The organism is Neorhizobium sp. 05N33 (genome assembly GCF_056397445.1).
Map to the genome: position 1 here is coordinate 180,147 of NZ_JBFTNK010000004.1, position 15,489 is coordinate 195,635.

Here is a 15,489-nt window from a genome sequence, read left to right on the forward strand (position 1 = left end):
CCCGCCGCGCGGTCCTGTTATCCGGAGTCATTATGCTCGATCCTGTCTCTCTTCCCGAAAAGCCGCCCATTCTAGAAATGCGGGGCATTTCGAAGAGCTTTGGCGCCATCAAGGCGCTTTCCGATGTCAGCTTCACCGTCAAGGAAGGTGAGATCCATGCGCTCGTCGGCGAAAACGGTGCCGGCAAGTCGACGCTGATGAAGGTCCTGTCGGGTGTGTATCCGCACGGCTCCTATGAAGGTTCGATCCTTTTCGCGGGTGAAGAACGCCACTTCCGCGACATCAACGGTTCCGAGAAGCTCGGCATCATCATCATCCATCAGGAACTGGCGCTCATTCCGCTGATGTCGATCGCGGAGAACATTTTCCTCACCAATCCGCCGGCGCGTTACGGCGTCATCGAGCGGCACGAGCGGCATGAGCGCACCAAGACGCTACTCGCGAAGGTGGGCCTTACCGAACGGCCAGATACGCTGATCACCAATATCGGCGTCGGCAAGCAGCAGCTCGTCGAGATCGCCAAGGCGCTTTCGAAGGATGTGCGGCTGCTCATTCTCGACGAGCCGACCGCGTCGCTCAACGAGACGGACAGTGCTGCGCTCCTCGAACTCCTGAAGGAGTTTCGTGCGCATGGCATCACGTCGATCCTGATTTCCCACAAGCTCAACGAAATCTCCGCCGTCGCCGACCGCATCACGGTGCTGCGCGACGGCCGTACGGTGGGCACCCTCGATTGCCATGCCGGGCCCGTCGAAGAAGACGAGATCATCCGCCGCATGGTCGATCGCGACCTTGAAAGCCGCTATCCGAAGCGCGAGCCGAAGATAGGCGAGGTGATTTTCGAGATCGACAACTGGTCGGTCTACCACCCGCTGCATTCGGATCGTCAGGTGGTCAAGAACGTGTCGCTGAAGGCCCGCGCTGGCGAGATCGTCGGCATTTCGGGCTTGATGGGCGCAGGCCGCACCGAGTTCGCGATGAGCGTTTTCGGCCGCTCCTGGGGCCGCGACATCACCGGCACCGCAAAACTGCACGGCAAGGAAGTGGACCTTTCCAACGTGCATCGCGCGATCAAGGCCAAACTTGCGTATGTCACCGAAGACCGCAAGCAGCTCGGCCTCATCCTGCCGGAGGACATCCGCAAGAACGTCTCGCTCGCCCATCTCGGCGGGGTTTCCTCGCGCGGGGTGATCGACGACATCGCCGAGATGAAGGTGGCTCAGGAATTCCGCACCCGCATGCGCATCCGCAGCCATAACGTCTATCAGGAAACCGGAAAGCTCTCGGGCGGCAACCAGCAGAAAGTGGTATTGTCGAAGTGGCTGTTCACCGAGCCTGACGTGCTGATCCTCGACGAACCGACGCGCGGCATCGATGTCGGCGCGAAATACGAAATCTATACGATCATCAACGAGCTCGCCAATGCGGGCAAGGCGGTGATCGTCATCTCGTCGGAAATGCCTGAGCTGATCGGCATTTGCGACCGTATCGTGGTCATGCACGAAGGTGCGTTCGTCGGCGAAGTCGCCGGCGAAGAGGCCACGCAGGAAAATATCATGCGCGCCATCATGCGGCGCAAAGGGAGAGAAGTATGAGCACCCCCCAGGAAACAATCGCGGTGCCGCAGAGCGCGGCCGGTTTTCTGAAGGACAACCTGCGCGATTTCGGCATGCTGATCTCGCTGGTCGTCATCGTCATCTTCTTTCAGGTCGCCACCGGCGGCGTTCTTCTGATGCCGCTCAACATCACCAACGTGGTGCTGCAGAACAGCTATATCGTCATCATGGCGCTTGGCATGCTGATGGTGATCGTCACCGGCCATATCGACCTGTCGGTCGGTTCGGTGGCCGGCTTCATCGGGGCAGTCGCCGCGGTGCTGATGGTTCAGTATGATGTCAACTTCATCGTCGCGACGATCCTGTGCCTGGCACTCGGCGGGTTGATCGGAGCCGTTCAGGGATATTGGGTCGCGTATTTCAAGATCCCGTCCTTCATCGTGACGCTTGCGGGCATGCTCGTGTTCAAGGGCCTGATGATTTCGGTGCTCGACGGGCGCTCGATCGGGCCGTTCCCGCCAATCTTCCAGAAGCTGTCGTCCGGCTATATCGTCGAGCTCATCTCTTCGGCCGGCGGTCTCTACATCACTTCGCTCCTGCTCGGCCTCGTTCTTGCAGTGATCCTCATCGTGCAGAATATTGCTAGCCGCAAGCGCCGCATTTCGCATGGTGTCGAGACGGAGCCGTTCGGCTTCTTCATCGCCAAGAACCTGCTGATCTTCGCCGGCGTCGGTTATGTCGCCTTCCTGATCTCCTCGCATCGCGGCATGCCGAATGTGCTGATCATCATGGCGGTGCTCATCGCGGCCTATGGCTTCCTGACCAACCGCACGATCATCGGCCGGCAGATCTATGCCGTCGGCGGCAATATCCGCGCCGCCGAACTTTCGGGCATCAAGACGACGCGGCTGACCTTCTGGACATTTGTCAACATGGGCGTTCTGGCGGCGCTGGGCGGTCTCATCGTCGCAGCCCGTCTCAACACGGCGCAGCCAAAGGCAGGCATCGGTTTCGAACTCGACGTCATCGCCGCATGCTTCATCGGCGGCGCATCCGCCTATGGCGGCGTCGGCAAGGTGACGGGTGCTGTCATCGGTGCTTTCATCATGGGCGTGATGAACAACGGCATGTCGATCCTCGGCATCGGCATCGACTACCAGCAGGTGATCAAGGGCCTGGTTCTGCTCGGCGCCGTCTGCGTCGACGTCTACAACCAGCGGCGCTGAGGCGCCGCTTTCCTCCAAGATTGCCTGATGAAACTTTGAAAGCCCGGAGGCGTCAGACGCCTCCGGGCTTTTTCGCGTTGACCCGGTTTAACCGCGTCGGCTTCAGGCGCGACGGGGTGAACGGGTCGAAACCGGCTTCAGGTCGCCTGCTCGGTCACCGCCTCTTCGATCACATCCTCGGGGATATCATCGAAGGACGAGTAGTTGAGGTTGTAGAGCTTCGAATAGAGCTTCTTGTTCTTCATCAGCTCGCGGTGATTGCCGCTCTCGATCAGCTCGCCGTTCTGCAGCACGATGATGCGGTCGGCCTCGCGGATGGTTGCCAGGCGATGGGCGATGACGAGGCCGGTGCGGCCTTCGAGCAGCTTGACCAGCGCCTTCTGGATCAGCATTTCGGTATAGCTGTCGATATTGGCGGTCGCTTCGTCGAGCACCAGGATTTTCGCGTCCGCCACAAGCGCGCGGGCAAAGCTCAGAAGCTGGCGCTGGCCGAGCGAGAGATTGCCGCCGCGCTGGCCAAGGATGCTTTCGTAACCATCCGGCATGCGCATGATGAACTCGTGGGCGCCGACCGCTTTGGCAGCCTCGACCACCTGTTCGCGGGTCGCGTCCGTCTTGTGGTAGCGGATGTTCTCGAACACCGTTCCGGTGAACAGGAACGGCTCCTGCAATACCATGGCGATCTGCCGGCCGAGCGATTCCTGGGTCAGGTCACGCACGTCGTGACCGCCGACCAGAACCTGGCCCTTCTGCACGTCGTAGAAACGATGGATCAGCGACATGCAGCTCGACTTGCCCGAGCCCGTCGGGCCGACCAGCGCGACCGTTTCGCCTGGGTTCACCTTGAAGCTCACATGTTTCAGCACAGGGTGCTTGGGATTGTAGCCGAACACCACGTCCTTGAATTCGACCGAGCCGTCCATGTCCGACGTGAGGACCTTGGCGTTCGGTGCATCCTGGACATCGACCGGCACGTCCAGCACTTCGGTCAGGCGCTGGCCGGATGCCATGGCGCGCTGCATAACCGAATATTGCAGCGTCAGCGACCGGATCGGGTCGAAGAAGCGCTGAATGTAGAACAGGAAGGCGACCATGACGCCGACGTCGAGCGCCTGGTTGAGCACGCGGGCGCCGCCGACCACGACGACCAGCGCCATCGCAAGGCCGGTCAGCGAGTCGACGATCGGCACCATGACCTGGGCGTATTTGGCCGCATTCAGATGAGTGTTGAGGTTGGCGCGGGCCTTGTCGTCATAGAGTGTGAAGTTGACGCTCTGGCGGTCCATGCTCTGGACGGCGCGCACGCCGTGGATGGCTTCGGCAAGCGCGCCGTTGGCGATCGAGTTGGTCTCATGCGCGGCCATGAACGATTTTCGCGCCCGTGGCAGCCAGAACAGGCGGACGACGAAGAGGACGGGCAGGGCGCAGAGCGTCAGCAGGCCGAGCTTGAAATCGAGCGTCAGCATGACGAACACGATGCCGAACAAAAGGGTGATATCGCCGACCGAGAGGACCGAGGTTTCGAGGAATTCCTGCATGGAATTGACGTCGCCTTGCAGGCGCGACATCAGGCGGCCAACCTCCGTCTTGTCCATCCAGGAGAGCGAGACGCGCTGCAGATGCGTGAACATCGCCTTGCGGATATCGAAGAGCACGTCTTCGGCGACACCGCCGACCAGCGTTTCCTGCGCATAGCTGGCCGCGAAATTGATGAGGATCGCCACAAGAAAGGCAACCATCGACCAGATCAAGATCGACTGGCTGTCGCTGCCCGCCTGCATGCCGTGGTCGATCGCGTAACGGATGATCAGCGGGATGAGGAGCTGCATCGCCGTGAAGGTCAGCACCGCAAGCACGGCCCAATAGATCTTGGTGCGATAAGGCCGCACGAAGCCCCAGATGCGCCTGACGATGTCGCTGTCGAAGACCTTGCCGAAGATTTCCTCTTCGATGCGATGCGAGCCGACCACCGCGCGGGGCGGGCGCCTGCCGTCGTCACGAACGTCGGAGCGTTCGGTTTCCAGTTCCTCGGCCATGTATCCTCCCTCAGGCGCTGAGCGCGTCGTCGCCCGGACGTACCTGCAGATCGTAAAGCGCCTTGTAGCGGCCGCCGAGCGCCAGCAGCTCGTCATGCGTTCCGCTTTCGACGATGCGGCCTTCTTCCATGAACAGGATCCGGTCGGCATGCATCAGCGAGCTCAGGCGATGGGCGACGATGATCGTCACCCGGTCGGCTGCATATCTGCGCATTGCAGTACGGATGCGCTGTTCGGTGCCGGCATCGATTGCCGCCGTCGAATCGTCGAACACCATCACCGCCGGGCGCAGCATCAGCGCGCGGGCGATCGACAGGCGCTGGCGTTGGCCGCCGGACAGCGAAACGCCGCGTTCGCCGACGACCGTGCCGTAACCGGTCGGCAGGCCGAGCACGTAGTTATGCAGCTGGGCGCTTTCGCTGGCGCGCTCGATGCGGCCTTCCTTGGCCCACGGATCGCCATAGGCGATGTTGTTTTCGATCGTCGTCGTGAACAGGAAACTGTCCTGCTGGACCACGGCCACCGACCGGCGCAGCGATTGCAGCGTGGCGCTGTGGATGTCCTGGCCGTCGATGGTGATCTTGCCGCCCGTCACATCGTAGAAACGCGGGATCAGGTGCGCCATGGTCGATTTGCCGCTGCCGGGCGGCCCGACGATGCCGATCGTCTCGCCGCGCTTCGCCTCGAAGGACACATTGGCCAGGACCTGATGTTTCTCAGCGCCAGGATAGGCGAAGTCGACATTCTCGAACCGCAGCGTGCCGTCCGTGACCTTCAGCTCCTTGGCGTCCTTCTCGTCCTTGATGGCGATATCGAGGTCGAGCAGTTCGAAGAGGCGCGCGCCGCAGGTGGAGGCGCGGGCAAAGGCGTTGACCATCAGGCCGAGCTGGCGAACCGGCATCTGCAGGATGGTCATGAAGGTGAGGAAGGAGGTGAGCGTGCCGACGGTCATCTCGCCGGCCATCACCTTGGTGCCGCCGACCCAGAGAACCAGGCCCATGGAGGCGAAGAAGGACAGCGTCATGGCGCTGGTATTGGCGACGCGGATGCCGACGCGCTGATGTGCCAGGGATACGGCGCTCTTCGACGCCACCTCGAACTTGTCGAGCTCGTGATCCTGCGCGGCAAAGGCGCGCACGACGCGGATGCCGCCGAGGTTTTCCTCCATCAGGCGGGTCAGCACCGAAAGCCGTTCCTGGAGGTCGAGCCAGGTGGCGCGCAGCCGGAGTTGGGTCACCGACGACCGCCAGCCGACGAAGGGCACGAAGCTCAGGGCCAGCAGGCCGAGCACCACGTCGGTCGACAGCAGAAGATAGGCACCGATACCGATCAGCACGGTCAGCAGAACCATGCGCACCAGAGCGGTCGAGAAATACATGCGCACGCCTTCGAGATCGAGAAGCCCGACGGTGATCAGGTCGCCCGAATGCATGCTGTCATGGAAACTGAAGGAAAGCCGCTGGATCTTCTCGTAACAGGCGAGCCTGAGGCGGTAGCCCATATGATGGCCGACCGCCTCGCTGAAATAGTTCTGGAACAGAGTAAAGATACCGCGCAGCACGCTGGCGCCGAGCAGGAGCAGTGCTGTCGTCAACAGCGCATCCTGTGCCGCCTGGCCGGCATCGCCGCCGGTCAGCGCCACCTGCGTGTGGTCCACCGCCTGACCGAGCAGCCGCGGGATCATTAGCTGGAAGCTGGAGGCGATCAGGGTCGCGCCGATCGCGAAGCTCGATTGCCACGGATGACGGAAGGCCATGACGGTAATGCGGGTCAATATGGAGAAGCCTTTGCCCCAACCTGCCGCATTCACCAGCGCCAACGAAGCCGACGGCTTCGCGACGCGAACTGTTGCATCGCTGCTCACGGGTTTATTCCAAAATGAATTACAGAGCCGGAAAAATATCCGGAAAGACGGCCATTATGAGATGAAGATTCGGGACCTTTATCTAGCCTGCATACTGACGCTGATCAGTCAACCGATTTGGACCGAAAACGGAGCCCTTGTGATGATTTTTTGACCTGTGTGTCGCCTGAATTTTCGGCAACGAGCCTGTCGGTATTCCAATGCCTGAGCATGCGGATGCGGGAGGGAGAATGCCCATCAGGATGTTGACCGCGCTTTCTTTTGTCTCCGTGCATATCGCAAGGTCAGTTCCTGCCTGATATCGTCGCGCCATAACTGACAAGAAAGGTTTGGCTTTCGCATGACCAGCGGCCTGCATCACATCACCGCCATCACCCGCAAGATCCAGGCGAATGTCGATTTCTACACGGGCTTTCTGGGCCTGCGGCTCGTCAAGCGGACGGCGGGTTTCGAGGACGCCCGCCAGCTTCACCTGTTCTACGGGGATGGTGCGGCGACACCCGGTTCGCTGGTGACCTTCCTCGCCTGGGAGGATGGCTCGCTTGGACGCGTCGGGCATGGTGCGCCGAGCGAGATCAGTTTTGCAATTGCGCCCGAGGCAATTGGTTTCTGGCTGACGCGCGCGCTGCAGTTCAACGTCAAGCTTTCCGGCCCGGCCCAGGAGTTTGGAGAACCGGTGCTGCGGCTGACCGACCCCGACGGCATCATCGTCAAGCTCGTCGGCGTCGAGGACACGACGCCCTGGGTCTGGTGGAGCGGCGGCAGTATAACCGAAGCGGATGCGATCCGAAAACTCCACGGCGCGACGATCCTTGCCGAGAAGCCGGAGCAGACGGCGGCGTTTCTGACGCGGCATATGGGCCTCGGGCTCGGGCCGAAAGAGGGCAATATCCAGCGGCTGGTGTCGGATGCGCGAGATATCGTCGATGTCCGCGATGCGGGCGGTTTCTGGACTGCCGCGCCCGGCACCGGCACGATCGACCATATCGCGTTTCGCGCCGTCGATCTGCCTCAGGTCGAGGCGGTGCATGCGAAATTGCTGGTGGAGGACGCCGGCGAGATGAACATGCATGACCGGCATTATTTCCACTCGCTTTACGTCCGCGAGCCGTCCGGCACGCTGATCGAACTGGCGACGGACGGGCCGGGTTTCATGGCGGACGAGCCGATTGAAACGCTGGGGTCCGAGTTGTTTATCCCGACGCATTTCAAGGAAGACCACGATGTCCTGCGGGTCATGCTGCCGCAATTCGGCCTGCCCGGGGAGGAGCGCATCATCTATCGCGATCTGCCTTTCGTGCACCGCATCCACATGCCGGAGAGTTGGGACGGTTCGACGCTAGTGCTGCTGCACGGCAGCGGCGGCAATGAGACGACCATGCTGCCCTTCGGACGCAAGGCCGCTCCGAACGCCATGCTGATCGGGGTGCGCGGGCGGTCCACGGACGAGGGGCATCCGCGATATTTTCGTCGTTTCACGGAGACGACGTTCGATCAGAAGGAGATCGTCTCGGAAGCGGAGGCTTTCGTCGCCTTCGTGGAGGAACTCGGTCCAGCCTATGGCGTCGATCCGGCGCGGGCGGCCTTTGCCGGCTGGTCCAACGGCGGCAACATGATCGGCGCGGTGATGCAGCTTCATCCGGACCTAATCCGCAAAGCCGTGCTGCTGCGGTCGATGAACTGCCTGGAAGCTCGGCCAGCCGTCCATCTTACGGGCGCCCAGGTCCTGTCGCTCAGCGCAACCGACGATTTTTACGGTTCGCTGGCCCAGGAACTCGAAGAGCGGCTTATCGCTGACGGAGCGGAACTTTCCGCCAGGACGCTCGATGCCAACCACGGGATCGGCACCGAGGACGAGATGATCGCCCGTGACTGGCTGATCGAAAATGGCTTCTAACTAGTCGCCGTAATGCAGAGCGATGGCATCAACCGCAGCGGATATGTCTGCCTTGAACCCACGCCTTCGAAGCGCCATGCCATAGGCCGTCAGGTTGCCGAGCACGATATCGAAACGGGCGCGCTGGCCGGTATGGTTGAGCCGGATCAGCCGTTCGGCGCCAGGGCCGACGCCGGCCGAAAGCTCGATGCCGCGCGGGGCGACGGAGAGAACGGCGGTTGGGTCGGCTGCGGCCGGAAGCCTGGCCGCCGTCACCAGGTTCGAACCATGCAAGGCATCGATCCAGAGTTCGCCGCCCATCGCGGCAAGTGCCGCGCGGGTCGCTCGGGCGGCGCGGACATGGCGGGCGACAATCGCATCGATGCCTTCCGTCTCGACGCGATTGAGGGCGGCTTCGAGCGCAAAGAATTCGAGGGGAGCGGTGGTGCCGGAAAGCGCACCGCGGCCAGTTTCGAGCCAGGCTTTCTGGTCGAGAAGCGAGAGAATAGAATCCCTTGGCGCCCCTTGTTCAGAAATCAGTTTCCAGGCAGCCGGGCTGACCGAGAGTGCCGAAACCCCGGCTGGTCCCGCCAGCGCCTTCTGCGGGCCGATGACGGCGATGTCGATGCCGAGTTCGTCGATGCCAAGTGCATGGCCGCCGATCGAAGCGACCGCATCCACCACCGTGATGATGCCGCGCGAGCGGGCGAGCGCTATGATCTCCTCCAGCGGGTTGCGGATGCCGCTTGCCGATTCCGCATGGACGAGGGCCAGGACCTTGATGTCCGGATGCGCATTCAGCGCCGCCTCGACCGCTTCCAGTCCGATCGGGCGGGCTGGCTCTGCGGCGAGATCGACAACCTCTGCACCGCCACGCCTGAGCCAGGTGCCGAACCAGCCGCCATACATGCTGGTGACGATGTTGATCGCCTTCAGGCCGGGTCGGGCGAGGCTGAGGGCGGCCGCTTCCAGCGCGACGACGGCCTCCGCCTGGATCAGCAGCACATCGTTGCGGGTCTTCATGATTTTGGCGATCCGGTCGGCGATAGCAGCGTAACGCGAAGTGGGAAAGGACGGCGCGTCGTTCAGCGGGTTCCAGCGGTCAAACGTCACGGGATGGTCCTTCCGTTGGTTCTGTCAAAAGTCGCGGTACAGCGTTGATCAGCGCCTTGGCTGCAGGCGATTGCGGGTTTTCGATCACCTGCCGCATCGGCCCGATCTCGGTGAGCCGCCCGGTTTCCATGACGGCGATCCGGTGCGAGACGGCGCGCAGGACGGCGAGATCGTGCGAGACAAAAAGATAGCTGATGCCGCGCTCTTCTTGTAGCTCGACCAGCAGTTCGAGGATCCTGCCGCGGATCGAGACGTCCAGCGCCGATACCGCCTCGTCGAGCACGATCAGCGATGGTTTTGTGGCGATGGCACGGGCAATGGCGATACGCTGTCGCTGGCCGCCGGAAACTTCGCGGATCGACCGTTCGCCATAACTTGCCGGCAGGCCGACGCGGTCGAGAAGTGCTGCTATCTCCCTCGTTCGCTCGGCTTTCGGCACGATGTTGTGGATGCGCAGCGGATCGTCGATCACGGAGGCGACGGTCGCGCGCGGATTGAAGGCGCCGAGCACGTCCTGAAACACCATCTGCATCCTGGCCCGGCGGCGGCGCAGGTCGGTGCCGGACAGCGAGAGCCAGTCCTCGTCCTCAAACCGGATGGCGCCGGCATCGGCCGGCAGCAGTCGCATCAGGATGCGGGCGAGGGTGGATTTTCCGCTGCCCGAGGCGCCGACGAGGCCCAGCGTCTCACCGGGTCCCAGCGTCAACGAAACATCGCTGACCGCCGCGACTTCACGGCCACCGGACGAAAAACGCTTCGAGAGGTTTTCGATCGTGAGCAGGGTCACGGCGTGGCTTCCCGGATGAGCGGAGGCGTCGTGAGATCGCGATGGCTGGCGATCAGGGTTTTCGTGTAGGCCTCTCTGGGGGACGAGAGGACAAGTCCGGTCGAGCCAGCTTCAACGAGCCTGCCGTCCTTTAAGATTGCCACCCGGTCCGCAAAACCTGAGGCCAGCGCGATATCATGGGTGATGAAGACGAGCGTCATGCCAGCTTCGCGGACCAGTTCGTCGAGCAGCGAGACGATCTCGGCCTGCACGACCATGTCGAGCGCGCTGGTGGCCTCGTCGGCAATCAGGATGCCGGGGCTCGCGGCAAGGGCGGCGGCAATCGCGACGCGCTGCCGCTGGCCGCCGGAAAGCTGGTGCGGGAAGGCTTTCATCGCCTTGTGCGGCTCGGGTATGCGGACCCGCTCAAGCATTCCTAGCGCGCGGGCGTAGGCGGCTTTCCACGGCATGCCGAGATGCCGGCGGGCGCCTTCGGCCACCTGTTCGCCGATCGTCAGGACCGGGTTGAGGCTGGAAGACGGGTCCTGGAAAACGAAGCCGAGATCGCGGCCGGGCAAAGGCGGCAGGCCCGACGACCATCGCATCTCGCCTGCAAGCCGGGCACCCGGCGGCAAGAGGCCGGCCAGGGCTCGCGCGAACGTGCTTTTACCGGAACCGCTTTCGCCGATGATCGCCAGCCGCTCCCCGGCGACGATAGCGAGGTCGATCTGGTTCAGCGCCGGTAGCGTCTGGCCACGATAGGTGACCGAGAGGTTTCTGATCTCGCACAGCGTGCTCATGGCTCCAGTCTCCGGCCGCCAAGTGCCTTAGCGAGGCCTTCGCTGAAGAGGTAGACGCCGACCACCGTGACCACCAGCGCGATGCCCGGGAAGATCGATAGCGACGGCGAGGAGCGCAGGATATTGCGGCCTTCGGCGATCATCGAGCCCCAGGTGACGACGTTCGGATCGCCGAGACCGAGGAAGGAAAGGGCGGCTTCGGTGAGGATCGCTGCGGCGACGATGATCGCTGACAGCGCCAGCACCGGTGGCAGGGCGTTGGGCAGGATTTCCCGGAAGGCGATTTCAGCCGGATGCATGCCGATCACCCGGGCGGAAGCCACGTAATCCCGCTCGCGGATGGAAAGCACCTGCGCCCGCGTCAGCCGCGCGGGGTCGGCCCAGGCGCCGAGCGCAATCGCCAGCACCACGACCGGCACCGAAGCACCGATGACGCTGACGAAGGCGAGCGCCAGCAGGAAGCTCGGGACGATCTGGAAGGCATCGACGACGCGCATCAACCCTTCATCGACAAGGCCGCCGGCAAAGCCGGCCGTCAGCCCGACGCAGAGGCCGATGGCAATCGCCGCCAGCGCCGCCGCAAGGCCGACCGCCAGCGACGTGCGGGTTCCGTGGAGTATGCCGGCCAGCACATCGCGGCCGAGACGGTCGGTGCCGAGCGGAAAGGCGGGGTCGGTGAAGGGCGGCAGCAGCGCCCGGCCGGCGATACGCAGCGGATCGCCGGCGGAGAGCATCGGCGCGAACAACGCCACGAGCACCAGAGCCGCCAGGATGCCGAGCCCGATCGCGCCTTCCGGCGTCCGGATGAGATCGCGAAGGAGGCTCATGAATTGGCCTCCGAGGCACCGACGCGGGGGTCGAGCGCCGCATAAACGAGATCGACGAGGAGATTGACGCAGATCACCAGCACGGCGCTGACGACGATGATGCCCATCAGCAGCGGCGCATCACGGCCGCTGACGGCCTCCTGCGCCAGCCGGCCGAAACCAGGTATGGCAAAGATGCTCTCGATGACGACGCTGCCGCCGAGCATGGCGGCCGATTGCAGGCCGAGCATGGTGACGAGCGGCAGAAGCGCATTGCGCGCTACATGGCGCAGCACGATGCGGCTGCGGGACAGCCCCTTGGAGCGGGCGAAAAGCACGAAATCCAGCGTCCATGCCTCCGCCATGCCGGAGCGCATCACCCGCAGGAACAGCGCCATGTAGATCAGCGCCAGAGCGCCGACCGGCAGGACGAGGTGCCGGGCGATATCCATGGCGCGGGCAAGGCCCACCTTGCCGGAGGCGATGGTCTCGATGCCCGAGGTCGGCAGCCAGCGGAGCTGCACCGCAAAGACGATGCTGAGCACCAGTCCGAGCCAGAAGCTCGGGATCGCGTAAAGAATGAGGGAAAAGGTAGAAAGCACTCTGTCCATTGCACTTTCAGGCTTTGCGCCGGCGATGATGCCGAACGCGGAACCGAGCCCGAAGGAAAGCGCCGTGGCGCTGCCCATCAGCAGCAGCGTGTTTGGCAGGCGCTCAAGAATGAGGTCGAGAACCGGCCGTCCGAAGGCGACCGACCAGCCGAGATCGAGCCTCGCCAGCGACGAAAAATAGAGCCACAGCCGGGCGAGCATCGACTGGTCTAGGCCATAGGACTGCCGCAGCGACTGGGCGACGGTGGCGTCGCCTCCGCCGATCGACAGGAGATAGGCATCCACCGCATCGCCGGAGGCGGATTCGAGCAGGAGGAAGGTCAGGACGACGACGATCAGCAGCACCGGAATGCTGCTGATCGCGCGACGTCGGATCAATCGAAGGGCTCGGTTCACGCCAAAAAGCGCCTCTTTATCGGATAGTTCGTCAAGCCTATCACGATTTCAGCGCGGTATCCGACCAGTTGGACACCGCCCAGCGCGGATTGTTCGAGACGTTCTGCACCGTATCGCGCGCCACCGTGATGAAGCCCCATTCGGCGACGTTGATCAGCGGCAGGTCGGTGGCGACAATCTTCTGGAACTGCTTGTAGAGTTCGGTGCGAGCCGCGGTATCGACCGTTTCCGCAGCCTTGGCGATGATGCCGTCGAGCTCCTTGTTCTCGTAGCCGCCCTGGTTGGAGAAGGGCACGCCGGCCGGGATGCCGGACCGGACGAGGATGGTCGTCGAGATCGCCGGGTCGCCACGGAAGACCGGCGGGCCGATGGCGAGATCGAAATCATGATCCGTGTAGACCGCCTTCTGGTGCGCCGCCGAATCCGCGTTGATGAGCTGTGCATCGATGCCGACTGCCGCGAGCGCCTGGCGCAGGTAGTCGCCGAACTGCTTGGTCTCGTTGAAATAGGGCGCCGGGCGCAGTTTCAGGGAGAAGCGTGTGCCATTGGCGCCCTTCTTGTAACCGGCTTCGTCGAGCAGAGCGTTCGCCTTGGCGGTGTCGAAAGCGTAGGTCGGCACGCTGGCATCATAGAATTCCGGCGCATTCTTCGGCACCGGGCCGGTGGAGGCAGCGGCGTAACCGAGGAAGATCGTGTCGACGACGAATTTCTTGTCGATCGCATGGGCGATCGCCTGGCGCACCTTGACGTCACCGAGCTCCTTGCGGCGGTGATTGATCTCGACCACGAGCTGGTAGGTTAGCGCCTCATAGCCCTTGGAGATGACCTTGATGCCCGGCACCTTGGAGATGCGGGCGAGATCGGTGAGCGGCACGGCCGAGAAGGCTGCAAGCTGGATTTCCTCCGCTTCCAGTGCGGCACCTGCGCCGGCGCGATCCGGCAGGACGCGGAAGATGATCTCGTCGAGCTTCGGCTCGCCCTTGCCCCAGTAGCCGGCATTCTTGGTCAGGCGGTAATATTCGCCCGGCTTGTATTCCGTAAGCTTGAACGGTCCGGTGCCGACCAGCTTCACATTGGCCGGGTTGGTGGCGATGTCGGTGCCTTCATAGAGATGTTTCGGGACGACGCTGCTGACCACGGGCAGGGCGTTGCGGATGAGCTGCAGCGGTGTCGGCTTGGAGAACTTGAAGACCGCGGTTGTCGCGTCCGGTGTCTCGACGGCTTCGAGATTGGCGAAGACGAGGCGGCCGAGGTTCTGCAGCGGCTTCCAGATGTTGAGAGCCGAGTAGGCGACGTCGGCCGAGGTGAACGGCTTGCCGTCATGCCATTTCACGCCCTCGCGCAGCTTGAAGGTGACCGACTTGCCGTCAGCCGAACCTTCCCAGGAGGTTGCGAGGCGCGGCGCCAAGCCGTCCTTGCCGTCGAAGGAGGCTTCGGCGAGCGGCTCGATCACCTTGCTCGCGATAAAGAACACGCCGTTGGAGGCGACGATCGACGGGTTGAGGTTTTTCGGTTCCGAGTCGGCTGCAACGACCAGCCGGCCGCCGGCGGCGGTGCCTTGAGCAAGCGCGAAAGTCGGAAGTGCCGTCGAGGCGAGCAATGCACCGCCTGCCTGCAAAAGGGTCCGTCGGGATAGGGTGGCGATCGTCATTGCTCTCTCCTGCATCCAGCCATTTTTCAGCATATTGCCAGCGAAATGAACTGTCGCACAGGCAGGAAATTCCTCTGCGGGGCATTCGGGAACAAATTCTTGGATGCGCAGGAATGGAAGGTGAATTTTCCATTGCGTCATAAAGGCTTAGTGCCGGGTCTCCAGCTTGTCGCGAAGGGCGGCGAGGATCTCCTCCGCGAGCGGCGTATCGCCGACCGCGCGGGCGAGCGTCATTCCTCCGACCATCTGGGACAGGACGACGATCGACTTGCGACGCCGATCCTCATCGCCATTGCCGTCGACGATCTCCTGCAGCAGCTGGAGGTGGTTTTCGATGCCTTCGGCGAACACGGATTGCACCGCTTCGCCCTGCCGGGAAGCGTCGGCGCAGAGAGAGGCGAGAGTGCAGCCCTTGGCCTTGAAGATCAGGTTCGGCCGGGACAGATACATGCTTGCGATCGCCTTCAGGGCCTTTTCACGGGTATGTCCGATCGTCTCCCGCCACGCGGCTGCGTTAAGCGCAAGCGCCTGGCGCGTCGCCTCGGCTGCCAGATCCACCTTGGATTTGAACTGGCCGTAAAATCCACCATGCGTCAGGCCCGCCGCCTTCATCAGGTCGGCGATGCCGATGCCGTCAAAGCCGTATTCGCGGAACAGTTCGCCCGCTTTCAACACCACGCGGGCGCGGTTTTCCTCGGCTTCCTGGCGGCTCACCTTCATCGTCTTCTCCTTCAAACACCTTGACACTTATATTCTGATCGTCATTTAAAGGAGATAAATGATGATCA

Annotated in this window: 12 protein-coding genes; 3 read left to right on the forward strand and 9 right to left on the reverse strand. The window is 62.8% G+C overall.

The window, feature by feature from the left end; translation table 11 throughout:
• Positions 1 to 32: 32 nt before the first annotated feature.
• Positions 33 to 1,595: a multiple monosaccharide ABC transporter ATP-binding protein gene (gene mmsA / locus AC1DLT_RS13345; protein WP_038543711.1), complete on the forward strand. Its 1,563-nt coding sequence runs from the start codon at positions 33 to 35 to the stop codon at positions 1,593 to 1,595.
• Positions 1,592 to 2,782, forward strand: coding sequence for a multiple monosaccharide ABC transporter permease (mmsB, locus tag AC1DLT_RS13350; protein WP_038543709.1), 1,191 nt, complete (start codon positions 1,592 to 1,594; stop codon positions 2,780 to 2,782). The genes mmsA and mmsB overlap by 4 nt, the downstream gene beginning before the upstream one ends.
• A gap of 137 nt (positions 2,783 to 2,919) precedes the next feature.
• Here mmsB and AC1DLT_RS13355 read toward each other — a convergent pair whose 3' ends face one another.
• Complete coding sequence (locus AC1DLT_RS13355) at positions 2,920 to 4,818, reverse strand: ABC transporter ATP-binding protein (protein WP_477487029.1); 1,899 nt, start codon at positions 4,816 to 4,818, stop codon at positions 2,920 to 2,922.
• Between the two features lie 10 nt (positions 4,819 to 4,828).
• Positions 4,829 to 6,682, reverse strand: a complete 1,854-nt coding sequence (locus AC1DLT_RS13360) for an ABC transporter ATP-binding protein (RefSeq protein ID WP_477487030.1) — start codon at positions 6,680 to 6,682, stop codon at positions 4,829 to 4,831.
• A gap of 340 nt (positions 6,683 to 7,022) precedes the next feature.
• Between AC1DLT_RS13360 and AC1DLT_RS13365 the strand changes: the two genes are divergently transcribed.
• Positions 7,023 to 8,579: a VOC family protein gene (locus tag AC1DLT_RS13365; protein WP_477487031.1), complete on the forward strand. Its 1,557-nt coding sequence runs from the start codon at positions 7,023 to 7,025 to the stop codon at positions 8,577 to 8,579.
• Here AC1DLT_RS13365 and AC1DLT_RS13370 read toward each other — a convergent pair whose 3' ends face one another.
• The 7 genes from AC1DLT_RS13370 to AC1DLT_RS13400 form a co-directional block, all read right to left on the reverse strand.
• Positions 8,580 to 9,671 carry a pyridoxal-phosphate-dependent aminotransferase family protein gene (locus AC1DLT_RS13370; protein ID WP_477487032.1) on the reverse strand — a complete coding sequence of 364 codons (1,092 nt, stop codon included), beginning with the start codon at positions 9,669 to 9,671 and terminating at the stop codon, positions 8,580 to 8,582. It lies immediately after the preceding gene.
• On the reverse strand, positions 9,661 to 10,458 hold the full coding sequence (locus AC1DLT_RS13375; protein ID WP_477487033.1) for an ABC transporter ATP-binding protein: 798 nt from the start codon (positions 10,456 to 10,458) through the stop codon (positions 9,661 to 9,663). The genes AC1DLT_RS13370 and AC1DLT_RS13375 overlap by 11 nt, the downstream gene beginning before the upstream one ends.
• Positions 10,455 to 11,237, reverse strand: coding sequence for an ABC transporter ATP-binding protein (locus AC1DLT_RS13380; protein WP_477487034.1), 783 nt, complete (start codon positions 11,235 to 11,237; stop codon positions 10,455 to 10,457). The genes AC1DLT_RS13375 and AC1DLT_RS13380 overlap by 4 nt, the downstream gene beginning before the upstream one ends.
• A complete protein-coding gene (locus AC1DLT_RS13385; protein ID WP_477487035.1) occupies positions 11,234 to 12,064 on the reverse strand; it encodes an ABC transporter permease in 831 nt (276 codons plus the stop codon). Before AC1DLT_RS13385 ends, AC1DLT_RS13380 begins: the two co-directional genes overlap by 4 nt.
• Complete coding sequence (locus AC1DLT_RS13390; RefSeq protein WP_477487036.1) at positions 12,061 to 13,050, reverse strand: ABC transporter permease; 990 nt, start codon at positions 13,048 to 13,050, stop codon at positions 12,061 to 12,063. Before AC1DLT_RS13390 ends, AC1DLT_RS13385 begins: the two co-directional genes overlap by 4 nt.
• 40 nt (positions 13,051 to 13,090) lie before the next feature.
• The gene (locus AC1DLT_RS13395; RefSeq protein ID WP_477487037.1) at positions 13,091 to 14,701 is read right to left on the reverse strand and encodes an ABC transporter substrate-binding protein; all 1,611 of its coding nucleotides are present in this window, start codon (positions 14,699 to 14,701) and stop codon (positions 13,091 to 13,093) included.
• Positions 14,702 to 14,848: 147 nt separating this feature from the next.
• Positions 14,849 to 15,421 (reverse strand): TetR/AcrR family transcriptional regulator, encoded by a 573-nt coding sequence (locus AC1DLT_RS13400; RefSeq protein ID WP_477487038.1) that lies wholly within the window; start codon positions 15,419 to 15,421, stop codon positions 14,849 to 14,851.
• Positions 15,422 to 15,489: the final 68 nt, after the last annotated feature.

Bases quoted from the DNA above. Each gene is read 5' to 3' on its own strand.
- AC1DLT_RS13365 (WP_477487031.1), top strand. From the start codon at position 7,023: ATGACCAGCGGCCTGCATCACATCACCGCCATCACCCGCAAGATCCAG.
- AC1DLT_RS13380 (WP_477487034.1), bottom strand. From the start codon at position 11,237: ATGAGCACGCTGTGCGAGATCAGAAACCTCTCGGTCACCTATCGTGGC.
- AC1DLT_RS13385 (WP_477487035.1), bottom strand. From the start codon at position 12,064: ATGAGCCTCCTTCGCGATCTCATCCGGACGCCGGAAGGCGCGATCGGG.
- AC1DLT_RS13355 (WP_477487029.1), bottom strand. From the start codon at position 4,818: ATGGCCGAGGAACTGGAAACCGAACGCTCCGACGTTCGTGACGACGGC.
- AC1DLT_RS13395 (WP_477487037.1), bottom strand. From the start codon at position 14,701: ATGACGATCGCCACCCTATCCCGACGGACCCTTTTGCAGGCAGGCGGT.
- AC1DLT_RS13400 (WP_477487038.1), bottom strand. From the start codon at position 15,421: ATGAAGGTGAGCCGCCAGGAAGCCGAGGAAAACCGCGCCCGCGTGGTG.
- mmsB (WP_038543709.1), top strand. From the start codon at position 1,592: ATGAGCACCCCCCAGGAAACAATCGCGGTGCCGCAGAGCGCGGCCGGT.
- mmsA (WP_038543711.1), top strand. From the start codon at position 33: ATGCTCGATCCTGTCTCTCTTCCCGAAAAGCCGCCCATTCTAGAAATG.